Annotated in this window: 20 protein-coding genes and 1 tRNA gene; 11 read left to right on the forward strand and 10 right to left on the reverse strand. The window is 49.5% G+C overall.

Features of this window, described 5'->3' with window-relative positions:
• The first annotated feature begins 27 nt into the window (after nucleotides 1-27).
• Nucleotides 28-1,347 carry a DUF2868 domain-containing protein gene (locus tag ACQ5ES_RS02130; RefSeq protein WP_445014317.1) on the forward strand — a complete coding sequence of 440 codons (1,320 nt, stop codon included), beginning with the start codon at nucleotides 28-30 and terminating at the stop codon, nucleotides 1,345-1,347.
• Entirely contained in the window at nucleotides 1,334-2,728 is a 1,395-nt protein-coding gene (locus tag ACQ5ES_RS02135) for a GTPase/DUF3482 domain-containing protein (protein WP_445014318.1), read from the forward strand. The genes ACQ5ES_RS02130 and ACQ5ES_RS02135 overlap by 14 nt, the downstream gene beginning before the upstream one ends.
• Here ACQ5ES_RS02135 and ACQ5ES_RS02140 read toward each other — a convergent pair.
• The 4 genes from ACQ5ES_RS02140 to ACQ5ES_RS02155 all read right to left on the reverse strand — a co-directional run bounded on the left by ACQ5ES_RS02140 (nucleotide 2,697) and on the right by ACQ5ES_RS02155 (nucleotide 6,870).
• Nucleotides 2,697-4,526, reverse strand: a complete 1,830-nt coding sequence (locus ACQ5ES_RS02140; RefSeq protein WP_445014319.1) for a putative bifunctional diguanylate cyclase/phosphodiesterase — start codon at nucleotides 4,524-4,526, stop codon at nucleotides 2,697-2,699. The genes ACQ5ES_RS02135 and ACQ5ES_RS02140 overlap by 32 nt on opposite strands.
• Nucleotides 4,527-4,848: 322 nt before the next feature.
• A tRNA-Pro gene (locus ACQ5ES_RS02145) sits at nucleotides 4,849-4,925 on the reverse strand.
• Nucleotides 4,926-4,999: 74 nt separating this feature from the next.
• A complete protein-coding gene (locus ACQ5ES_RS02150) occupies nucleotides 5,000-6,604 on the reverse strand; it encodes a DUF3413 domain-containing protein (RefSeq protein ID WP_445014320.1) in 1,605 nt (534 codons plus the stop codon).
• 44 nt (nucleotides 6,605-6,648) lie between these two features.
• Nucleotides 6,649-6,870: a YejL family protein gene (locus ACQ5ES_RS02155; RefSeq protein ID WP_126761956.1), complete on the reverse strand. Its 222-nt coding sequence runs from the start codon at nucleotides 6,868-6,870 to the stop codon at nucleotides 6,649-6,651.
• A 72-nt stretch (nucleotides 6,871-6,942) separates the two neighbouring features.
• Between ACQ5ES_RS02155 and yejK the strand changes: the two genes are divergently transcribed.
• On the forward strand, nucleotides 6,943-7,986 hold the full coding sequence (gene yejK, locus ACQ5ES_RS02160; protein ID WP_445014321.1) for a nucleoid-associated protein YejK: 1,044 nt from the start codon (nucleotides 6,943-6,945) through the stop codon (nucleotides 7,984-7,986).
• A gap of 71 nt (nucleotides 7,987-8,057) precedes the next feature.
• Here yejK and cspD read toward each other — a convergent pair whose 3' ends face one another.
• A complete protein-coding gene (gene cspD, locus ACQ5ES_RS02165) occupies nucleotides 8,058-8,267 on the reverse strand; it encodes a cold shock domain-containing protein CspD (protein WP_445014322.1) in 210 nt (69 codons plus the stop codon).
• Between the two features lie 233 nt (nucleotides 8,268-8,500).
• On the opposite strand from cspD, the gene clpS reads away from it, so the two are divergent.
• Together clpS and clpA are read left to right on the forward strand one after the other, a co-directional pair.
• Nucleotides 8,501-8,812 carry an ATP-dependent Clp protease adapter ClpS gene (clpS, locus tag ACQ5ES_RS02170; protein ID WP_445015360.1) on the forward strand — a complete coding sequence of 104 codons (312 nt, stop codon included), beginning with the start codon at nucleotides 8,501-8,503 and terminating at the stop codon, nucleotides 8,810-8,812.
• Nucleotides 8,813-8,856: 44 nt separating this feature from the next.
• The gene (gene clpA / locus ACQ5ES_RS02175; protein ID WP_445014323.1) at nucleotides 8,857-11,130 is read left to right on the forward strand and encodes an ATP-dependent Clp protease ATP-binding subunit ClpA; all 2,274 of its coding nucleotides are present in this window, start codon (nucleotides 8,857-8,859) and stop codon (nucleotides 11,128-11,130) included.
• A gap of 12 nt (nucleotides 11,131-11,142) precedes the next feature.
• Here clpA and infA read toward each other — a convergent pair whose 3' ends face one another.
• From infA to ald, 4 genes are all read right to left on the reverse strand, one after another.
• A complete protein-coding gene (gene infA, locus ACQ5ES_RS02180; RefSeq protein WP_008489926.1) occupies nucleotides 11,143-11,361 on the reverse strand; it encodes a translation initiation factor IF-1 in 219 nt (72 codons plus the stop codon).
• Between the two features lie 48 nt (nucleotides 11,362-11,409).
• Nucleotides 11,410-12,153: a leucyl/phenylalanyl-tRNA--protein transferase gene (gene aat / locus ACQ5ES_RS02185; protein WP_445014324.1), complete on the reverse strand. Its 744-nt coding sequence runs from the start codon at nucleotides 12,151-12,153 to the stop codon at nucleotides 11,410-11,412.
• 7 nt (nucleotides 12,154-12,160) lie between these two features.
• Entirely contained in the window at nucleotides 12,161-13,120 is a 960-nt protein-coding gene (gene trxB / locus ACQ5ES_RS02190; RefSeq protein ID WP_445014325.1) for a thioredoxin-disulfide reductase, read from the reverse strand.
• A 145-nt stretch (nucleotides 13,121-13,265) separates the two neighbouring features.
• On the reverse strand, nucleotides 13,266-14,393 hold the full coding sequence (gene ald / locus ACQ5ES_RS02195; protein WP_445014326.1) for an alanine dehydrogenase: 1,128 nt from the start codon (nucleotides 14,391-14,393) through the stop codon (nucleotides 13,266-13,268).
• A gap of 144 nt (nucleotides 14,394-14,537) precedes the next feature.
• Between ald and lrp the strand changes: the two genes are divergently transcribed.
• The 6 genes from lrp (at nucleotide 14,538) to serS (ending at nucleotide 21,243) form a co-directional block, all read left to right on the forward strand.
• Complete coding sequence (gene lrp / locus ACQ5ES_RS02200; RefSeq protein WP_445014327.1) at nucleotides 14,538-15,029, forward strand: leucine-responsive transcriptional regulator Lrp; 492 nt, start codon at nucleotides 14,538-14,540, stop codon at nucleotides 15,027-15,029.
• A gap of 153 nt (nucleotides 15,030-15,182) precedes the next feature.
• Nucleotides 15,183-17,585 carry a DNA translocase FtsK gene (locus tag ACQ5ES_RS02205; RefSeq protein ID WP_445014328.1) on the forward strand — a complete coding sequence of 801 codons (2,403 nt, stop codon included), beginning with the start codon at nucleotides 15,183-15,185 and terminating at the stop codon, nucleotides 17,583-17,585.
• A gap of 9 nt (nucleotides 17,586-17,594) precedes the next feature.
• A complete protein-coding gene (gene lolA, locus ACQ5ES_RS02210; protein ID WP_445014329.1) occupies nucleotides 17,595-18,221 on the forward strand; it encodes an outer membrane lipoprotein periplasmic chaperone LolA in 627 nt (208 codons plus the stop codon).
• 8 nt (nucleotides 18,222-18,229) lie between these two features.
• A complete protein-coding gene (locus ACQ5ES_RS02215; RefSeq protein ID WP_445014330.1) occupies nucleotides 18,230-19,567 on the forward strand; it encodes a replication-associated recombination protein A in 1,338 nt (445 codons plus the stop codon).
• Nucleotides 19,554-19,946 carry a fluoride efflux transporter CrcB gene (crcB, locus tag ACQ5ES_RS02220; RefSeq protein WP_445014331.1) on the forward strand — a complete coding sequence of 131 codons (393 nt, stop codon included), beginning with the start codon at nucleotides 19,554-19,556 and terminating at the stop codon, nucleotides 19,944-19,946. The genes ACQ5ES_RS02215 and crcB overlap by 14 nt, the downstream gene beginning before the upstream one ends.
• A gap of 1 nt (nucleotide 19,947) precedes the next feature.
• On the forward strand, nucleotides 19,948-21,243 hold the full coding sequence (serS, locus tag ACQ5ES_RS02225; RefSeq protein ID WP_445014332.1) for a serine--tRNA ligase: 1,296 nt from the start codon (nucleotides 19,948-19,950) through the stop codon (nucleotides 21,241-21,243).
• Here the strand turns inward: serS and ACQ5ES_RS02230 are convergent.
• Nucleotides 21,240-21,569, reverse strand: coding sequence for a TusE/DsrC/DsvC family sulfur relay protein (locus ACQ5ES_RS02230; protein ID WP_445014333.1), 330 nt, complete (start codon nucleotides 21,567-21,569; stop codon nucleotides 21,240-21,242). The genes serS and ACQ5ES_RS02230 overlap by 4 nt on opposite strands.
• Nucleotides 21,570-21,572 lie beyond the last annotated feature (3 nt).

Below are 21,572 nucleotides of genomic sequence, written 5' to 3' on the forward strand. Positions count from 1 at the left end.
TCCTCCATTACACAAGGAAGGACCTCCTTGGTTTTTTCGCGATTTGAACAATTTTGGTTGACTGAACACCAACGTATGCGCGATCAGGCGGATCTAGCGGCCCAGATGCAGGCCTTCGACGTGGGTGAATTAGCGTCAGACGAAACTGAAGAAGAGCAGTTGCGAAAACGCGCGGTAACCATCTCAGAACGCCGCGGAACAGCATTGCAGTTGGCCGCATGGCAGCGCGCGCGACGATTGTTGACGTTTATTGCCGGTTTCATCGCGGTTATCTTAGGAATAGTGGCGACGCAAACTGTGTTGGCGCAGCCACAACCCCTGTCGCTGTTGTTTGCGTTGGTGCTGTTATTGTTACCCAACCTTGCCATGTTGCTGCTCTGGCTACTGGTCGCGTTACGCAACAGCGAACCTCATGGTATAACCGCAGTGGGCCTACACATCATGCAGTGGTTTACTAGCAAAGCTGGAAATACGCATGATACCAGTGAACGGCAACAGTTGAGTCAGGCCTGGTTGCAACATGTGCAGCAACAACGCCTGCTGGCGCCACTTATGGCAGTGGCGTCTCATGGTTTTTGGCTGGTCATTAGTTCCAGTAGTTGGCTAACCTTGTTACTTTATCTAAGCTTTAACGATTACCAGTTTCATTGGGCCACCACCATTTTGCAGCAACCCCAACTGGCGGCGATTGCACAGACACTGAATGTTCTTCCCGAGTTATTGCTCGGCATAAGCGTGCCAATGCCTACCGATATCGCAACCGCGGGCGATTTTGCCAACCTAGCCGGGCGCTGGCTGGCCAGCTGTGTATTAATTTATGCGGTGCTGCCGCGGGCGCTGCTGGCGTTGGTGAGTGTGGTTTGGTATCAACTTAGCTTACAACGTATGCGGCTTGATATAGCAGCATCTGGGCACGATGCTGTGGTTCAGTCGATACGCAAGCATAACCATCAGCCGCAAGTGATTGACGCGGATCAAAACACAGCTCACGAAACCATTGAAATGAATTACGCCAAGGCAGGTGAAGGCTGCACTAGTGCGAGCCTCGACTACGAAGCCAACCGCCACTGGCTCAGTCAGCAACCAAACGATTACTTTGGTGTGCTTGACAGCCATGCCCAGAAAAAGGCATTTCTCACCTTATTGGAACAGCAGCCGCGACGTCAGGTTGAAATTCGAATCGCCGCGAACCTTACCCCGGATCGCGCCAGTCTGCGTTATCTCGCGCAAATTTCCCCTTTTACTATGCAACTGTCGGTGCACTTGATTGCCACCGAGGGCGACACTTATTTGACCCAATGGCAACGCTTGCTGAAGCAACATGGAGTTTCCTATGTCACGCTCTGAGCCAATCTTAAATATCGCCGTGGTCGGCCATACCAATGCCGGCAAAACGTCGTTGCTACGTACTTTGTTGCAGAGTCGTGAATTCGGCGAGGTCGATCAACGACCCAGCACCACGCGTAGCGTACTAGAACAGGGCGTGTGGCTAGGAGCGACGCAGGTGATGAGTTTCTTCGATACGCCGGGGCTTGAATCAGGCTCAGATTTATACGCAGAAATTGAAACCTACGGCGACCAGTTTCGCCACGACGGTCCGGCGCAAATCAAACACTTGTTGGCAAGTGCGCAAGCCGATACCGTTTACGCCCAAGAGGCCAAAGTATTACGCCAACTGTTGCAATCGGATGCGGCGTTTTATGTTATCGATTGCCGCGATCCGGTGTTGCCAAAGTATCAGGACGAACTGCACGTGCTGGCGCGCTGCGGCAAGCCTTTACTGCCAGTGCTTAACTTTACCGCGGTAAAAGGCCATCGCCAATCTGACTGGCAGGCCGCGTTGGCTAAGTTGAACCTGCACGCGGTAGTGGCTTTCGATACAGTGACGCCCCCCGAAGGCGGTGAAAAGCAATTGTTACAAAGTTTGGGCGTGGTTTTGCCGGCGGCGCAACCGGTGCTTGAACGGCTTGTCGAACGACGTCAAAAGGAACGCGAGGAGCGTCGTCAGCGCGGGTTTAAGACGATCGCCGAATTATTAGTAGATGTGGCTGCGATGCGCCATAAAGTTCCGTTAGAGCTCTCTGAAGACGCCTTAGAAGGCGAAGTTCTGGCTTTGCAGGAACGTGTACGGCAACGCGAGCACGCTGCGGTCCAGGATTTACTGGCACGATTTGCATTTTTGCCCGACGATGCGGCATTTGAACATGTGGATATTGGTTCCGGTCAATGGCACGACGATCTGTTTGCCAGTGAAACGTTGAAAACCTGGAGCAAAGACACCGGCTTTGGCGTGGGCGCCGGCGCTGCGGCTGGGGCCGGTATTGATTTGTTGGTGGGTGGCATGAGTCTCGGCCTAGCTGCCGCACTCGGCGCAGCCGCTGGGGGCTTGTATCAAAGTTGGCGACATTTTGGCGAAAAGCTAAAGCAACGTATGCAAGGGGAACGCGAACTCGGTGTCGACGCCGCCACCTTGGCGACGATTGCCGGCCGTCAACTCTATTTACTGGAACAACTCAGTCGCCGCGGGCATGCGGCTAATGATGCAGTGACTGTAGCAGTGACCGTAGCAAAAGAGCATCGTTTATCGCGCGATGAGTTTCGTCAAATTGATAAGTTACTGCGACCATTAATTCAGGATCAACCCAGTTGCGATAAGCAACGGATTATTGATGCTTTAACGAGTTATTTAGTACAAATCAACAGTCGTCCGCTGGCGGCCAGTTGTTAAGTAATTTAAGGGCGTCATCGAACGCGACGGGACGACTGTATAAATAGCCTTGGATGACATCACATCCAAGCTCTTGCAACAGCGCGCGCTGGGCTTCGTGCTCTACCCCTTCGGCAACAACCTTAATTTTCAGGTCATGGGCGATACGAATAATGCCAGCGACCAGATTGGCAGACCGCGAATCCTCGGTCAGATCGTCGATGAAAGTCTTGTCAATTTTAAGAGTATCGAGCGGCAAATCTTTTAGATAGCTCAGTGACGAGTAGCCGGTGCCGAAGTCGTCCAAAGAGATCTGAATATTGTGATCGCGTAGTTCTTCCATAACTTGGGTCGCTTTGTTAATATTAGCTAGAATGCTGTCTTCGGTGAGCTCCAGAGTCAGGCGTTCGGGTGCTAATCCATACTCCTCTAAAGTGCCTAGCACAAAGCTGACGAATCCGTTTTCCAGAAACTGAGTAGGGAGGACATTGATGGCAATCCGCAGGGGAACGTCACCGGTTTTTTCAGGCCATTGCTTCGATTGACCACAAACCGTCATGAGTGACCATTTTGTCAGCAGCCTGGACAGCTTGGAATTCTTTCCGGCTATAGGCACAAAGTCAGCCGGACTCACATTCCCCAACTCGGCATCCTGCCAGCGGGCCAGAGCCTCGAAACCCACGATGTGGCTGCCGTCAATGGCCACCAGAGGCTGATAGTGATTATCCAACTGATGATTAAGAAGAGCCGATTCCAGATGTTGTGCGATGGTATCTCGTCTTAGTACTTTTTGTTCTACGTCGTGGCTGAAAATATGCAGTCCCGAGTGGAGAGATTCGGGCGCTTCTAGAGCCGCGCTTGCATTTGCCAACAGCTCTTCAGAAGTTAGGCCATCGACAGGAGCCAGGCTAATACCCACGTCAATATCAGGATGAATGGTAACTTCCTCTACTTCAATCGGATTTTTGAGTTTATCGGCGATGGGAGCGACTACGTCGAAAATAGCATCTAACACGTACAGCGGTATCACTGCCCCGAAGCAGGTCTGGCTCAAGTGACCTACCGTCAGAGTGCTGATGTCGTTGGCGATCAAACGTTCGGCCAGGCGGCGCAACATCGCATCCCGTATAGCTCGGCTATAAACACGGTTGATTTCATCGACTTTGTTCAAACGCACGTACAATATGGCCAGATAATTCTGCTCCTGTTTCGACAGGTTAATCAGATGGTTAAGGGTACTAACGAATAGCTTCTGGTCCGGGAGTCCTGTAACGGCATTACGACGGGCAGTCTGTTCCGCCTCCTGACGGGCATTAATCAAGACATGATCGTGGATGATCAGTTCCTGTATCATATGGCCAAAGGTGACTAACCAGGCACGCTGTAGTCGGGAGAAGTAACGTGACTGGGTATCCATGATGCACAGTGTGCCGAGCGGCTGGCCGGTCGGTCCGCACAGGACGGTGCCCATGTAGAAGCGAATAAAGGGAGCTTCCACCACGGCAGGGTGATCCCGGAACACGTCATCTTCAAGAGTATCGGGGACTTCGAGTATGTCCTTGTCGAGGGCGTGGACCGAGAAAGATGTTTCGAGAGGCTTATCACCCAATTCCACGCTGACGGCGGACTTGATCCACTCACGATCTTTATCAATCAAGGCTACTGCGACCATGGGCACCCTGAGGATCTCTGCCACGAGACGCGTGTAGCGATCAAAATATTTATCCGCTGGAGTGTCAAGAATTTTCAGAGCGTGGAGTTCCGCGAGTCGCTCCTTCTCATCGAAAGATCTGGTCGTACTTTTGTTATTGCCAAGCATAGAAGTTTCCTTTCAATGCGTTGTTTCTTGACAGTAAACTGGAATGACAGACTATGTTCTGTGGGAGAATCTTCAGTGAAATTATTACTACCACAACAACCACCGGTCGCTTTATTTATATTTCTATCTTAGTCCAAAAGGCTACTAATTTCGCGGACTTATTTTCAATACCCTGGTGATGGTAGTTGGATCACGCTAGACAATTACGAATATGCCGGCACGCGAAGGCAGTTAAGTAGTACGTACGTTAATTTGGATGGTGATTGGAGTGGGTCGAACAAGAAAGTACGAGTGCCGGGCGGCAGCTGAAAATTTTAAAAATTGGTCGGCGTGAGAGGATTTGAACCTCCGACCCCTGACACCCCATGACAGTGCGCTACCAAGCTGCGCTACACGCCGACCGAGGGCGTTATATTACTGGTTTTTGGCAATTACTCAAGCACTCAGACACACAACTCTGAACGAACGCCTATTTATTCATCAGATTTTCGGCTGAAGCGCTGCAGGTGTTTCAATCCATCCACCAGTACTGGTGTGGCAGGAGACACGTTGGGGCGTGGTTCAAAGGTGATATTATCGAATGAACGCATGGTGCCACCGCTACTGATGATTGAGGTGGTCTGGCTATCGTAAATGACCAAATCACGACCAAAACTGGTCATTACCGGAAATTCCCTCGCATTAGGTTCAGCAATGTTGCGACCTGTTGCATAGGCACGAACACCGTCGGAACAATTCATGTAACCATTAACGACAGTGGGCATGAGATCGGTCAATATCACTACATCCTGAGGCTGAATATTCAACGTGGGTGAGTGATACAGAGGAACCTGCAAGCGTGTCATGGCGTAGCTTTCGGCGTCATGGTCAAGTGCCTGGTTAGGTGTTAAAGCGGTTATAACCACCTGTTGTTCAGCTACCAGAGCCTGTTCAATCCGCGCTAGCAACTCGGCATCGACGCTGGTACTGAAAACCAGATCAATGCGGGTACGGTAACCACTGCTTGTCTGTTTGAGCAGATACTCCGGAACTGCAAATGCCGCGGTATCGCCCTGAATTTCAAACTGTACCTGATAGTCATTCAACTGACGCCAGTAGGCAGGCATTTGCTCTGTTTTCATCACCGGTGGTGCATAAATGTCCGCTAGACCGTAAAGAACCTCAAATACGCCAGCCTGTGTGCTCGTTTGACCAAGTACCGGGCTAGTATAGTTTTGCAAACCAGGTAAATTCTGCTCCAACTGCTGCTGTTGGGCAGCCGTTAAATGATTAAAGACGACAAACAGTGTATTGCGATGTTGTGGTAGTCGCGCGCACATCAACGGTCGGGTCGGATACTTGAGTTCAATGCTTGAGGTTTCACGTAATAACTTATCGGTCGCTTGCAAGCGTTCTTCAGCTAACCAACCTTGCTTACTCATCAAGGTGCGTGCGGTGGTCGGGTAGGACACTGGAAATAAATCGTCTTGTTTAGTGATCGGGGTGTAGAACACTGCGTCAGCCCAAATATGGATACTATGACTACTTAAGAAGCAAAGCATGAATACAGCGCTAAACGACGCTCCCCAATGATGCGCACGTAAACGGTCGAGGCGCTTCCAGGCAATGTTTGCCAATGCTAATTCAAATACCAGCAACACCACAAACAACAACAGCATACTCAGGAGTAGAACAAAACTGGCACCAGTAAAGGCGGTTTCCGCATCTAAGGCGAGCTGCGATAGTGAGTAGGTATTGAGATGATAACCGTACTGACGGAAAAACAGCGCATCAGCCACTAACGCAATCAGGCCAAAGGAGGCCACCAGGGTTGAGATGCCGCGTAATACCCGGGAATACGGAATAATCAGACAAAACGGAAAGATCAGCAGAATAAACAGAATAAACGGCAAAAAGGCAAAGTGACCAAGCCAGCTAATAACCATGTAAATGCCACCGAGGAAGGTAGCTGGGGTCTCTGCTGCTTCGATGTACAGCGTGCCTATAGCGAGCGCAATAAGAATGTTGAAAAAGGTGAACCAATGGCCCCAACTGATCAGTCGAGCTATTTTATCGCGACGCTGTCTCCGTTGTCTCATAGTTGCCCTAAGCGAGTAGCCTTAACGTGTAAAGTTTAAACAGCTTATGCTGATTTTCCTAAAGATTGTAGTAGTACTTTACCAAATTGTTCGGCGACTTGCTGCGCTTGCTGAGGCGAATAATGTTCAGCAATGATATGCGTTACTGCATTGCCCAAAGTCATCAGGGCTAGATCGACCGGAGTTTCTTCGTTTTGCAGCGTTTCCAGAACGTCGTTAAGAAGCTTCTCTTGTTGTTCGACGGCATATTTTGAAACGATCGGCATCGAAATCTTTCCTCACATGTTAGAATGTGCGCAATCTTACCACAGGGATTGCAGAAGGACAGTAGTAGCACCATGCAAGCAGATGTTAACCACAGCATTATTCACCAGTTTTACACCAATGACGGACAAATTGGTCTACGCGTCGCACCGAATACACTTGCGATTAATGACGAAGTCGGTCTTTTGCTTAATGAGTTAACTGAGGTTTATCAGGCTAAACCAAGCAAAGGCTATGCGCGATTTTTAACTGCTGAGGACGAACAGGAAACCACCTTAAAAAGTGATTTCCCAGAACTGTTAGCGCAGTGGCGCAAGGAACAGCTGGAGTTCGTCGACTTCTCGCAGCAAGCGGCGAAACTTTTGCATCAACAGCTGCAACACTACGGCATTCTCGAGCCCGGTTTTTTACTATTGGCAACCTACGCGGAACGCGGTCAGGATTTTCTGGTGGTGGCATTTTTACCGAGTCAGGACGGTGTCAGTATCGCCCCTGATTTAAGTGTCGATCGCTCTTCGCAGCTGGCGATCAGTAAAGTGCAGCTAGCGGCTTCGATTAATCTACGTGAATGGCATGAAGAACCAGATTCAACGACCTACATTTCATTTATCAAAGGTCGTGCCGGGCGCAAAGTGTCAGATTTTTTCCTCGACTTTTTGGGCTGCGCTGAGGGGCTAAACCCTAAGAAGCAATCGCAACAATTGATCGACAGCGTATCGCGCTATGCTCATGAAGAGCAGCTTGAGGCCGATCAGGCTAGGCAATTACGTAAGTCGGTGTACGAGATCTGTGACAATCAATGGCAGCAAGGTGAGCCGGTCCGGGTTAAAGATTTGTCCGAGCAACTTAACGAATCGCTGCCGCGTGAACGCAGTTTTGCTGACTTCAACCAAACCCAGCAAGAGCGGACGCTGGTGGATGAGTTTCCAACGGATCGTTCAACCCTGCGGAAATTGGTGAAGTTTCAGGGGCAGGGCGGCGGTCTCAGCGTTTCTTTTGATCAAGACTTGCTCAGCGAACGGGTGGAATACGATCCACATAGTGACAAACTTACTATTCACGGCACGCCACCTAATTTGCGCGATCAATTGCGGCGTTACTTTGGTATAGATAGTTAATGGTATAGATAGTTAACGATAAAAAAACGCCAGCGACTGCTGGCGTTTTTGCAACAAATGGCTGCTTGGTCTTACTTTTGCACGGGTGTGATATTCGTGGCGTGTAGACCTTTAGGACCTTCTTCGAGTTGAAACTCGACATCTTGTCCTGCTTTTAAGGTGCGATAACCTTCCATTTCAATTGTTGAATAATGCGCGAAGATATCACCTTCACGCTCTTCTGCTTCAATAAATCCAAAACCTTTTGAATTATTGAACCATTTCACTTTACCGGTTGCCATACTTCTACTTCCTTTATTCTGCATTTACAATGTAGTTATTGTTAGAATGGCGCCAACGGCAGAGTCATTGAAAAAGCCAATTGTTAACGCCATGTTTTACTCTAGGTGAGTTCTGTACAGAGTCAAGCCGAAATTTGATTATTTAATGTACGAAAGAGTCGTTAATTTCTATTTTAAGTGAGCGAAATTCTAGTTTTGTGGCTATATATAGGTAAAGAGACGTTATGAGTAGTATGGACCAACATCAACAAGGCACAGTCCATGACCTCGAGAGCGAGAAACAGAAACTGCAGCCGCCGTCCATGTACAAAGTCATTATCAATAACGATGACTACACCCCAATGGATTTTGTGATTGAGGTGCTGATCAAGTTTTTTCGAATGGATGAGGAACGTGCGACGGACACCATGCTAACCATCCATTATAAAGGCCAAGCAGTATGCGGGGTCTATTCTGCTGAAGTGGCAGAGACCAAAGTAGTACAAGTGAACCAGTACGCACGTGAGCATCAGCATCCGTTGCTGTGCACCATGGAAAAGGCCTAGTGGTCTATATGCGTAGTCGTCTGGCGTAGTCGAGGAGTGCTTACATGCTAAATAAAGCGTTAGAAATTACCTTAAATGATGCGTTTCGCATCGCCCGTGACCGCCGTCATGAATTGATGACGGTAGAACATCTGTTGTTGGCACTTCTTGATAACCCTGAAGCCTCTAAAGCCTTGCGCGCTTGCGGGCTAGAGTTTACCAAGTTGAAACAAGAGTTATTATCCTACATCGATCGCAGCACTCCGTGTTTTGATACCGAAACATCAGAAAGTGACACCCAACCTACATTAGGTTTTCAACGCGTGTTACAACGCGCGGTATTTCATGTGCAGTCATCTGGCAATAGTGAAGTCACTGGGGCCAATGTGCTGGTGGCGATTTTTAGCGAACAAGAGTCACACGCGGTATTTTTATTAAATAAGCATGATATTACCCGGCTTGATTTGGTGCATTTCTTGTCTCACGGGCTTTCAAAAGTGGATGATCCAATCATTCGTCCGGATGCCGACGAAGCAGAACAACAAGAAACCGCAAGTGAGGAGCAACAAAGTTACCTAAAGCGCTTTTGTAGCAATCTGAATGCCCGCGCCCGCAGCGGTCTTATCGATCCCTTAATAGGTCGTGACAGTGAACTTGAACGCTGTGTGCAGGTACTTTGTCGGCGCCGTAAAAACAACCCATTACTGGTGGGCGAGGCTGGTGTGGGTAAAACCGCGATTGCCGAAGGTTTGGCTTATCGAATTGTACAAGGCGAGGTGCCCGAGGTGATGAAAGACGCCACCTTGTACTCGTTGGATATGGGTGGCTTGTTAGCAGGTACCAAATACCGCGGCGATTTTGAAAAACGTTTTAAGCAGTTGCTGAAGGAAGTGCAAGCCCACGAACACGCGATTTTATTCATTGATGAGGTCCACACCATTGTCGGCGCCGGTGCTGCCAGTGGCGGGGTCTTAGATGCCTCCAATCTATTAAAGCCGTTGCTAAGTAGCGGCGAACTGAAATGTATCGGCTCAACCACCTATGGTGAATATAAAAATATATTCGAAAAAGACCGTGCATTGGTTCGGCGTTTTCAGAAAATTGATATTAATGAGCCGTCAGTAGATGACACCACTAAAATCCTCATGGGATTGAAAGAACGCTACGAAGAGCACCATGGCATTCGCTACACACAAAATGCGCTCCGTGCTGCTGCTGAACTCTCAGCGCGATACATAAATGAGCGGCACTTGCCGGATAAGGCCATTGATGTCATCGACGAAGCGGGCGCAAGTCAACGCTTGGTCACGCCATCGCGGCGCAAAAAAACCATTGGTGTTGGGGATATTGAGCAAATTATCGCCAAAATTGCGCGTATTCCTGAGCAAAGTGTTTCACGCTCTGATCAACAAGTACTGAAACAGCTGGATCGTAATCTGAAGCTTGTGGTGTTTGGTCAGGATCAAGCAATTGATCAACTTACTGCAGCGATTCGACTGTCGCGTTCAGGGCTTAGTGAAGAACATAAACCTATTGGTTCATTTCTGTTTGCTGGACCAACTGGGGTAGGTAAGACGGAAATCACTCAACAACTGGCTAAAGCGTTAGGGATTGAGTTTCAGCGCTTTGATATGTCGGAATATATGGAACGCCATGCGGTCAGCCGATTGATTGGTGCACCGCCAGGCTATGTTGGCTTTGAACAAGGTGGCTTATTAACTGAAGCTGTGATCAAGCATCCGCACTCTGTGGTGTTGCTCGACGAAATCGAGAAAGCCCACAGCGATATTTACAATATTTTATTGCAGGTGATGGATCACGGTACCTTAACGGATAACAACGGGCGGAAAGCTGATTTTCGCAATGTGATTTTGGTGATGACCACCAATGCTGGAGTACAAGAGACTGTGCGTCAGTCGATTGGCTTTAAACAACAGGATCATGCACCTGACGCAATGCTGGAAATCAATCGTACCTTTAGTCCTGAGTTTCGTAATCGGCTAGATGCTGTGGTTTGGTTCAATCACCTGAACACTGAAGTGATTACCCAAGTGGTCGATAAATTCGTAACTGAGCTACAGGCACAGTTAGATCGTAAACAAGTCAGTTTAGAATTGGACGAAGCGTCCTACGCATGGCTGGCAGAAAAAGGTTACGACAAAGCAATGGGTGCGCGACCAATGGCCCGGGTTATCCAGGAATATCTGAAGAAGCCACTCGCCAACGAAATCTTGTTCGGCAAGCTCACCAACGGCGGTAATGTCCGCGTTAGTGTCGCCAAAGATGCGTTGAAGTTGAAGGTAAGCGAGCGTGAAGCCCGTGGTTCGACCACGGGCTAACGGCGGCAGCGTTTAGCGCGCGCGGAAGACAATGCGACCTTTGGTCAGATCGTAGGGCGTCAATTGCACGGTGACTGTATCACCCGTCAAGATGCGGATGTAGTGCTTGCGCATTTTTCCAGAAATATGTGCCGTTACCACATGACCGTTTTCTAATTCAACACGGAACATGGTGTTGGGCAGGGTATCCAGAACCGTGCCTTGCATTTCAATACTGTCTTCTTTTGCCATTCAAATCCTCGATTTCTCAGTTAAAAACAAATGCTCTAGAAAAAGTGGTCAGAATTCTAGCTGTTTTCCGCGACAATTACCACTTGATTTATGTGGCAATGACCGCGCCTGCCAAAAATCAGCCGCCAGAGTAGCCGTTGAACGTAGGCTAAGGCGTAATTGATGGAGAAATTGCTGGCGTGGAATTTGACGCAGCCCGAGCCGCTGCAGGTGGGGGTTCTCCACCTGTGCATCAATCAGTTGCCCGCCGGCAACAAAAAAATGTTCAGCAAATACCAGTAATGCGAGCTTTGAGGCATTGCTGCGCTGATGAAACATGCTTTCGCCACAGAACAGGTTAGCTACTGCCATCCCATACATTCCACCGACCAGTTCTCCTTGCGACCAAACCTCGATGGAGTGAGCATGCCCTAAGCGATGTAATTCAACAAAGGCCTGTTGCAATGCCGGCGTGATCCAAGTGCCTTCCGGGCTCTCTTTATGGGTACGGGCGCAGGCGTCAATCACCTGTGCAAAGTCGCGGTTTAGACTAACTGTGAAGTCGGTGCGTTGTCGAAACCGCTGCATACTGCGACTTTGATGCAAACTTTGGGGAGTAAACACAGCACGAGGATCGGGACTCCACCAAAGCGGTGGAGTGTCATCGGAAAACCAAGGGAAAATACCACTACGGTAGGCGTTGATAAGGCGATCGGGGTGCAGGTCACCACCCATCGCCAGTAAACCATTGGGATCGCGAAGCGCAAGTTCTGGACGTGGAAAGGTGTAGTCCTGTGGCGCTAAGCGAAACATAAGCTGATTAAGCTTTCGTTAGGGCGTCAAGATAGCGCTCCGCATCAAGTGCCGCCATACAACCCGTCCCCGCAGAGGTTATTGCTTGACGATAGACGTGGTCCATCACATCACCAGCAGCAAATACACCTGGCACGCTGGTTGCTGTAGCGTTACCAGTGATACCTGATTGCACCACAATATAACCGTCCTGCATTTCTAGCTGGCCGTCAAAAATACCGGTGTTGGGTTGATGCCCAATGGCAATAAAACAGCCCATCACTTCGAGTTCAGAAAGGCTGCCGTTCTGGGTGTCCTGCACACGTACACCAGTGACTCCGCTCGCATCGCCCAGTACTTCATCAAGGGTTTTGTTCAGATGCAGAGTGACATTGCCGTTGGTGGCTTTAGCCATCAGCCGGTCAACCAAAATTTTCTCCGCACGAAACTCTTCGCGGCGGTGAATGACGTGGACTTCGCTGGCGATATTAGCCAGATAAAGCGCTTCTTCAACCGCGGTGTTACCACCACCAACGACACAAACCTTCTGGTTGCGATAGAAGAACCCATCACAGGTTGCACAGGCTGATACGCCTTTGCCCATAAAAGCTTCTTCCGAGTCTAAACCAAGGTACTTTGCCGACGCACCGGTGGAGATAACCACAGCATCGGCGGTAAATTCGTTGCTATCGCCGTACAGGCGGAAAGGTTTACTGCTGAAATCAACTTTATTAATGTGATCAAAAACGATTTCGGTATTAAACTTCTCTGCATGTTGCTGCATGCGCACCATTAAATCTGGTCCGGTTAACCCTTCGGCATCGCCTGGCCAATTCTCGACGTCAGTGGTAGTGGTTAGCTGGCCACCTTGTTGCATTCCCGTCACCATCACTGGGTCAAGGTTGGCACGAGCGGCATAGACCGCGGCGGTGTAGCCTGCGGGTCCAGAGCCAAGAATGAGAAGGCGGCAATGTTTGGCGTCTGCCATAATCGATGTACTCCGTTATTTTTTAATTTGTTTGCGACATGCTTACATACATAGGGGTCGATTGTATGGATTACAATCGCCACAAACAAGAGACCCGCAAACATTGTGCGGGTCTCTGGCTGTAACCATTTTCTACCAGTGACAACTAGCCACGAATAGCATCAGTTGGATCCTGATAGTCCAAGCCGAGTTTATCACCTAAATCGTCATGCACTGCCTTATAGGTAATTTTACCTTTGTGCATGTTTAAACCGTTACGCAAGTGTTCATTGCTTTCCATGGCAGAAAGGCCGTGATTAGCGAGGGCTAAACCGAAAGGCAGAGTAGCATTGTTCAACGCGATAGTTGAGGTACGTGCCACGCCACCTGGCATGTTGGCGACACAGTAGTGGACGATCTCATCAACAACATAAGTCGGCTCCTGATGAGTGGTAGCTTTGGATGTTTCAAAGCAACCCCCTTGGTCGATAGCAACGTCGACGACGACAGAACCTGGCTTCATGTTTTTCAGGTGCTCACGGGTGAGTAGTTTTGGTGCCGCTGCGCCCGGAATAAGCACTGCGCCGACCACAAGATCAGCTTGGCGCGAAAAGTGGTCGATCGCATCAACGGTGGAGTAGATGGTTTTCACCCGTCCGCCAAAGATATCATCGAGCTGGCGTAAACGCGGTAATGAACGATCAAGAATGGTAACTTCTGCACCCAGGCCGACCGCCATTTTTGCCGCTTGGGTACCAACTACACCACCACCGATAACCAACACTTTACCTGGTTCAACGCCGGGTACGCCGCCGAGTAAAACACCACTGCCGCCGTTGGCTTTCTCGAGGTTGTGGGCACCAGCCTGAATTGACATGCGGCCAGCGACTTCGCTCATCGGTGCCAATAATGGTAAGCCACCATTACGATCAGTAACGGTTTCGTAAGCAATTGCAGTAACACCGGCTTTCGCCAATAGCTCCGTTTGCGTTGGATCTGGCGCCAAGTGTAAATAGGTGTACAAGATTTGACCTTCACGCAACTGCATACATTCGTTTGGTTGCGGTTCTTTTACCTTGATAATCATATCGGCTTTGGCAAAGATTTCTGCAGGGTCTGCAACAATAGTGGCGCCTGCAAGTTGGTAATCTTCGTTGAGAAAGCCGATTGCCGCACCACCGTCGTTCTCCACCATAACTTCATGGCCGTGGGCAACATATTCGCGTACAGCTGCTGGCGTAAGGCCGATACGGTATTCGTGGTTTTTAATCTCTTTAGGTACACCAATTAGCATGGATTGATTCCCATTTAGGTTGTCGGTTAAACATAAGGATTTAAGGCGGCAATTATAGGCGAACTTGATGGTTTGTTTCGTACTTTTTTTACTATAGTTTTCCGTCTATAATGAGTCCAAATTAACAAATAGTAGTGAAAAACAATGTTTACAGCCGAAGAACCCGTTGAAATCACTATTGACAGGATCGACCGAAAAATTCTACGTCTATTGCAGCAAGAAGGCCGCCTTAGTAACGTCGCAATCGCCCGTCGTGTGGGGCTCAGCCCGACGGCGTGTAGCGAGCGGGTGCGCAAGTTAGAAAAGGAAGGTGTGATCGAAGGCTATCATGCGCGCATCAACCCCGCTAAGCTGGGTGCAAATCTGATGGTTTTTGTCGAAATTACGCTGACACGAACATCATCAGATGCATTTGCTGAATTTAGCGAGGCCGTGCAAAAGACCCCGGAGATTCTGGAATGCCATTTGGTTGCCGGTGATTTCGACTTTCTAATCAAAGCTCGGGTGCCGGATATGCCGTCATACCGTAAACTCCTAGGTGAGACTTTATTGATGATGCCTGGAGTAAATGAATCGCGTACCTACGTGGTCATGGAAGAAGTGAAAAACGATAATAAAGTTCTGATAAAAGGTTAGCAAAGACGTAGTAAAACAGCTGAATCTCTTGCGCTGACAAGCTACACTAGTGAAACTAAGCTAAAGCAGAACCCATTAAAACAAGAATCGACGCTAACAGGGAATAACGATGATCAGCATGGCAGTGGTGCAACAACGACCGCAGGTTAAGTCATGAGCGGTGCTCAACGCGTACTCGAAGTCGGGCTCATCTTGTGTGGAGCCTTCGCGATTTTCCTTTTTCTCGCGCTAGTGAGTTTTAATCCTGCCGACCCTAGTTGGTCGCAAACAGGCTACCAAGGTGTCATCGAAAATGCCGCGGGGGCTATCGGTGCGTGGTTTGCGGATGCTTTGTTGTTCTCATTTGGTTTTGTTGCTTACGCCATCCCTTTTGGTCTGGCAGGCCTGGGTTATGTAATGTTTCGCCAGCCGCATCGATTGATCGAACTGGATTACCTGGCACTAGGCTTGCGACTGATCGGACTTATTTTGACCTTGGTCGGTGCATCTGCGCTGGCATCACTTAATTTTTCCGAACTTTATTCATTTTCCGCCGGCGGTGTTGTTGGCGATGTCATCAGCAGTTCATTGTTACCTTATTTCAATTTGATTGGCACAACTTTGTTGTTGCTGACGTTCTTATGTACTGGCCTGACTTTGGTTACCGGTATTTCCTGGGTCTGGTTGGCAGATAAGCTTGGTGAGTGGACGATTAGGGCAACTTTATGGTTGTTCGAGCAAAGTAAAACGTTGATTGCAAACATGCGTACTACTGCGGACGAGCCTCCTCGCGAGCGCAAGAGTAAACGCAGAAAAATGAAGCCGTTACCGACCGCAGATGATGATGCTGCTGAGGATATTTTTGAGCGTCGCGAACCTGAACTAGACTTAGATATCACGCTTTCGACGGAAGAAGAAGATAGTGAGCCCGATCTCGGTTTGTTCGGTGCTGCCGAGAAAAAGTCGATGAAAATTGCGCGCGCCGATAGCAAACCTGCGCAACAAATCGAAGCGGAGTACGAGGAAACAGACGAGGCTGACGATGCGACAGAGAGCTCAGCCGATGCAGCTCTGCCTGCCGTTGACCCATTACCTTCCATTGCATTGCTTGATAAGCCCGCAAAAACCGGTAACCCGCTGACCCCAGCTGAACTGGAACAAATCAGCCAGACTGTTGAAGCCGTACTGCAAGATTTTGGAGTGGAAGTAAAGGTTGCAAATGTGCAGCCAGGGCCGGTGATCACGCGTTTTGAGCTAGACCTCGCGCCCGGTGTGAAGGTCTCGAAAATCTCAAATCTGGATAAAGATATTGCTCGCTCATTATCGGCAATTTCGGTGCGGGTGGTCGAAGTCATTCCGGGTAAATCCTACGTTGGGTTAGAGCTACCGAACAAGAGTAGGGAAACCGTGTTTTTCAGCGATGTCATTAGCTCTGATGCGTTTCAACAAGCCGCATCACCATTAACCATGGTGTTGGGTAAAGGTATCGCCGGTCAGCCGGTGATTGTCGATTTAGCCAAGATGCCGCATTTGTTGGTCGCCGGTACTACAGGTTCAGGTAAGTCGGTCGGTGTGAACGCCATGATTCTCAGCCTGCTTTATAAGAGCACACCAGAGCAAGTTCGTTTGATTATGATCGATCCGAAAATGCTCGAACTCTCAGTTTATGAGGGCATTCCGCACCTGTTAACAGAAGTTGTCACCGATATGAAAGATGCAGCCAATGCCTTGCGTTGGTGTGTTGGTGAAATGGAGCGGCGCTACAAATTAATGTCAGCCCTTGGGGTGCGTAACCTCAAGGGGTACAACGTTAAAGTTGAGGACGCAGCAGCCAAAGGCGAACCGCTGCGTGATCCGTTATGGAAACCCGGCGATTCGATGGATGAAATGCCGCCAATACTGGATAGCTTGCCAAGTATAGTGGTCGTCATCGATGAATTTGCTGACATGATGATGATTGTCGGTAAAAAAGTTGAAGAACTTATTGCCCGGATTGCGCAAAAAGCACGGGCGGCCGGTATCCATTTAATTCTGGCAACCCAACGGCCATCGGTGGATGTTATCACCGGTTTAATCAAAGCCAACATTCCGACCCGTATCGCGTTCCAGGTGCAATCAAAAATAGACTCTCGCACCATACTTGATCAGCCTGGTGCTGATCAACTGTTGGGACAGGGCGATATGCTTTACTTGCCGCCGGGAAGCGGCGTGCCGACACGGGTTCACGGTGCGTTTATCGATGACCATGAGGTACACGCGGTGGTGGCTGATTGGAAACGTCGCGGTAAGCCAAATTATCTGGAAGAAATACTAAGCGGTGATCAAAACGAAGATGCATTATTGCCAGGTGAAAGCGCTGGTGACGATGACGCCGAAAGTGATCCTTTGTACGATGAAGCCGTGGCGTTCATCACTGAAACGCAACGGGTATCGGTGTCAAGCGTGCAGCGTAAATTCAGAATTGGTTACAATCGTGCGGCGCGTATTGTTGAACAAATGGAACTTAGCGGTGTCGTTAGTAGTGCAGCAAGTAACGGCCAACGCGATGTTCTAGCGCCACGCCCACCACGTGATTAAGGAACTATTATGAAAGTTTTCATTAGCAGTTTAATGGCTGCCGCGGCACTTTTGCTAACGGCTGCGAGTTGGGCCAGCGAAGCTAAAATCGAGTTACAGGAACGCCTCGCGCCAATTAGTACCTTACAAGCTGATTTTGTGCAGCAAGTAGTCGACGCGCAGGGCGATTTGGTGCAAGAACTTCAGGGCCGCTTAGCGATGGCGCGGCCGAACAAATTTTTTTGGCAAAGCGATGCGCCAGATGAGTTGGTGCTGGTCGCGGATGGCGCCACGCTTTATTACTTTGACCCTTTTGTTGAGCAGGTCACACTAAATGATCAACAGAGCTCTGCGAGCCAAAGCCCATTTCTGTTGCTATTAGACGGCGAAGCCACAGCCTGGGCAAATTATCAAGTCACTGCTGCGGGCACCAGCTATCAGTTGGAGCCAATCGAAGGAGCTGAAACTCAGCAAAGCTTACAGTTGAACTTTGTCGATGATGTATTAAGTGAAGTTATTCTCGATGATGGGCAGAATCAACTTACCCGCATCGCACTGAATAATGTTCAGCTAAACGCAGCACTGCCGGCCAGTACCTTTCAGTTTGAAATTCCTGCCGGCGTAGCGGTCGATGATCAACGAGGCGACAACGAGTAAGGTGGTAGGTGAGTAACCAAAGTTTTGATTTTGCCGCAGACTTTCGCCCGTTGGCGGCACGCATGCGGCCTCTTAAACTCGACGACTATGCCGGACAAAGCCACTTGCTGGGGGCAGGAAAGCCCCTGCGTGATGCAATTCAACAAGGTCAGTTGCATTCAATGGTGCTGTGGGGTCCCCCGGGTACCGGTAAAACCACGCTTGCCGAGATCATTGCACAAACCGGCGCAGCCTCGCTGGAACGCATTAGCGCGGTTACCTCGGGCGTCAAAGAAATTCGTCAGGCCATTGTCAAAGCGAAAGAAAACCAGCAGCAGGGCGTGCGGACATTACTTTTCGTCGATGAAGTTCACCGTTTTAATAAAAGTCAGCAAGACGCCTTTTTACCGCATATCGAAGACGGCACCATTATTTTTGTCGGCGCGACAACCGAAAACCCAGCCTTTGAATTAAACGGCGCGCTATTGTCACGGGCACGCGTTTATCGACTGAAATCACTTGCCACGGGAGAGCTTGCCGGCCTGCTTGAGCAAGCCTTAGCCGATCAAGATCGCGGTCTTGGCAAGCGCCAACTGCAACTCACTGCAGAAGCCAAAGATTATTTACTGGATGTTGCCGGCGGTGATGCGCGGCGGCTGTTGAATTACTTAGAGATCTGTTCCGATTCGGTCAATGATGGCACTACCATTGAGCGAACCTTGCTGGTCGAAGCTATTGGCGGACGCCAAGCAGGCTTCGATAAGCAAGGTGATATTTATTATGATCTGCTTTCTGCGCTGCATAAGTCTGTGCGCGGTTCATCAGCAGACGGCGCTCTATATTGGTATGCGCGTATATTGCAAGGGGGTGGCGATCCATTGATTGTGGCTCGGCGATTGCTAGCGATTGCCTCAGAAGATATTGGTACGGCTGATCCTCGCGCGTTGCAACTAGCCCTGAATGCCTGGGACACCTTTCATCGGGTTGGCCCCGCTGAAGGTGAGCGCGCCATCGCACAAGCGCTGGTTTATTGTGCCTTAGCGCCAAAAAGTAATGCATTGTATCGGGCGTTCGGTGCCGCTAAGAAACTCGCGGCCGATTTTCCCGATGCACCGGTTCCGAATCATTTACGAAATGCACCAACCAAAGTTCATAAACAAGAAGGCTTCGGCGCGGACTACCGTTACGCCCATGACTTCCCTCAGGCGATTGTGCCAGGTGAACGCTACTTACCTAGTGTGGTTGGACAGCCGGAGCTATACCAGCCTAGCGACAGGGGCTTAGAGAAGCAGCTACGCGCAAAACTCGAGTGGCTGCAGCAAAACGATACTTCTAGTGACTGGCAACGCGACAATGATACTAACTAATTGGCTTTATATTGCATTGGGTGGCGCACTAGGCGCTCTGGCTCGCTATGGGGTAACTGTCAGTAGTCTGGCTTTGTTCGGTAGATCATTCCCTTTCGGCACACTTATCGTTAACATAGTAGGCTCTTTTTTACTGGCTATTTTGTTCCTTGGACAGCAGCAAGGTGCGGTGACTTCAACCACATGGTTGTTTCTAGGTGTTGGGGTGCTCGGCGCGTTTACCACCTTCTCGGCATTTTCTCTTGATGTCGTGTTAATGCTGCAGGCTGGGGAAACATTAAAAGCGTTGGCCTATGCCAGTTTGAACTTTGTTTGTTGTATTGCCGCAGTGTTTGTTGCACTGGGGCTTAAAACTTATTTTTTATCGATTTGGAATTAGCATGTTAGACGCCAAGTTATTTCGTAGTGAACTGACAGAAACCGCAGCACGCCTCGCCGAAACCCGCGACTTTTCGTTGGATTGTGCTCAGCTTGAGCAACTTGAGCAACGTCGCAAAGATCTGCAAGTCCGTACTGAGAATTTACAAGCGGAGCGTAATACAAGGTCCAAAGCGATTGGTAAAGCTAAGGCGCAAGGTGAAGATATTCAGCCGCTACTTGCGGCAGTGGATGACCTAGGTAACCAGCTTGATCAGGCTAAAGCTGCTTTAAATGAGATCCAAACTGAGTTACACCAGATTATTTCCGGCGTACCAAATCTGCCTGATAGCTCCGTACCACTTGGTAAGGATGAGGATGATAATGAGGAAGTTAGTCGTTGGGGTGAATTACCAGAATTCGACTTCGAGCCAAAAGATCACGTGGACGTTGCGCATGAGTTAGCGCAGGGAATGGATTTCGAACGTGGTGCCAAGCTCGCCGGAGCCCGTTTTGTGGTACTGCAGGGGGCAATTGCACAGCTGCACCGTGCCCTGGCGCAATTTATGTTAAATTTACATGTGAACGAGCACGGCTATACCGAAGCTTATGTGCCGTACCTGGTAAATCACGATACGCTGTTTGGCACTGGCCAGTTACCGAAGTTTGGCGAGGACCTGTTCCATGTGCAAGGCGCCACCGAAAACCAGGTTCCTATGTCACTAATACCGACCGCAGAAGTTCCATTGACTAACCTGTGGCGTGATGAAATTGCTGATGAAGCTCAGTTGCCGCTGCAATATGCAGCACACACACCTTGTTTTCGCAGTGAAGCTGGCTCGCATGGTCGCGATACCCGCGGCCTGATCCGGCAGCATCAATTCGATAAAGTTGAGCTGGTGTGGTTGGTCAAGCCCGAAGATTCTATGGCGACCTTGGAAACCCTTACCAGCAACGCTGAACGTGTTTTACAACACCTGGAGTTGCCGTATCGTAAGGTTTTACTCTGTACTGGCGATATGGGTTTTGGCGCCTGTAAAACCTATGATCTTGAAGTTTGGTTGCCGAGCCAACAAACCTATCGGGAGATCAGTTCATGTTCGAACATGGGCGATTTTCAGGCACGACGTATGCAAGCGCGCTTCCGCCGCAAAGGTGCGAAGAAACCTGAGTTGATGCATACTCTGAACGGTTCAGGCCTTGCGGTTGGCAGAGCCTTGGTAGCGGTATTAGAAAACTATCAACAAGCGGACGGTTCGGTGAAGATCCCAACCGTATTGCAGCCCTATATGGGCGGTAAAACAGAGATCAATGTTTAAATACACTTCGCTGGTTTAGGCAGCCCGGCAATCCGGGTTGCCTGCTTCGCTGGGCCTTTTGGAAATAATCGATACAGGTAACGGCTGTTCGCTTTTTCTGCACCTAATCGCTGGCCTATCGCTTTTACCAGCACCCGCATGGCCGGACTGGTGTCGAATTCCTGATAAAACTGACGGACAAAGTAAACCACTTCCCAATGCGCCTCAGAGAGCTCAATCCCCTCCAGCTCAGCGATATATTGCCCAAGCTCAGGACTCCAATCACTGAAGTTGGCAAGGTAGTCGTGTTTATCTGTGGCGTACTGTTGACCGTTGAATTCAAACATAGC

The organism is Pseudidiomarina xizangensis, from assembly GCF_052541995.1.

Coding starts and splice junctions, on each gene's coding strand:
- ACQ5ES_RS02135 (WP_445014318.1), top strand. CDS start 1,334: ATGTCACGCTCTGAGCCAATCTTAAATATCGCCGTGGTCGGCCATACC.
- ACQ5ES_RS02140 (WP_445014319.1), bottom strand. CDS start 4,526: ATGCTTGGCAATAACAAAAGTACGACCAGATCTTTCGATGAGAAGGAG.
- ACQ5ES_RS02150 (WP_445014320.1), bottom strand. CDS start 6,604: ATGAGACAACGGAGACAGCGTCGCGATAAAATAGCTCGACTGATCAGT.
- ACQ5ES_RS02155 (WP_126761956.1), bottom strand. CDS start 6,870: ATGCCGATCGTTTCAAAATATGCCGTCGAACAACAAGAGAAGCTTCTT.
- yejK (WP_445014321.1), top strand. CDS start 6,943: ATGCAAGCAGATGTTAACCACAGCATTATTCACCAGTTTTACACCAAT.
- cspD (WP_445014322.1), bottom strand. CDS start 8,267: ATGGCAACCGGTAAAGTGAAATGGTTCAATAATTCAAAAGGTTTTGGA.
- clpS (WP_445015360.1), top strand. CDS start 8,501: ATGGACCAACATCAACAAGGCACAGTCCATGACCTCGAGAGCGAGAAA.
- clpA (WP_445014323.1), top strand. CDS start 8,857: ATGCTAAATAAAGCGTTAGAAATTACCTTAAATGATGCGTTTCGCATC.
- infA (WP_008489926.1), bottom strand. CDS start 11,361: ATGGCAAAAGAAGACAGTATTGAAATGCAAGGCACGGTTCTGGATACC.
- aat (WP_445014324.1), bottom strand. CDS start 12,153: ATGTTTCGCTTAGCGCCACAGGACTACACCTTTCCACGTCCAGAACTT.
- trxB (WP_445014325.1), bottom strand. CDS start 13,120: ATGGCAGACGCCAAACATTGCCGCCTTCTCATTCTTGGCTCTGGACCC.
- ald (WP_445014326.1), bottom strand. CDS start 14,393: ATGCTAATTGGTGTACCTAAAGAGATTAAAAACCACGAATACCGTATC.
- lrp (WP_445014327.1), top strand. CDS start 14,538: ATGTTTACAGCCGAAGAACCCGTTGAAATCACTATTGACAGGATCGAC.
- ACQ5ES_RS02205 (WP_445014328.1), top strand. CDS start 15,183: ATGAGCGGTGCTCAACGCGTACTCGAAGTCGGGCTCATCTTGTGTGGA.
- lolA (WP_445014329.1), top strand. CDS start 17,595: ATGAAAGTTTTCATTAGCAGTTTAATGGCTGCCGCGGCACTTTTGCTA.
- crcB (WP_445014331.1), top strand. CDS start 19,554: ATGATACTAACTAATTGGCTTTATATTGCATTGGGTGGCGCACTAGGC.
- serS (WP_445014332.1), top strand. CDS start 19,948: ATGTTAGACGCCAAGTTATTTCGTAGTGAACTGACAGAAACCGCAGCA.
- ACQ5ES_RS02230 (WP_445014333.1), bottom strand. CDS start 21,569: ATGTTTGAATTCAACGGTCAACAGTACGCCACAGATAAACACGACTAC.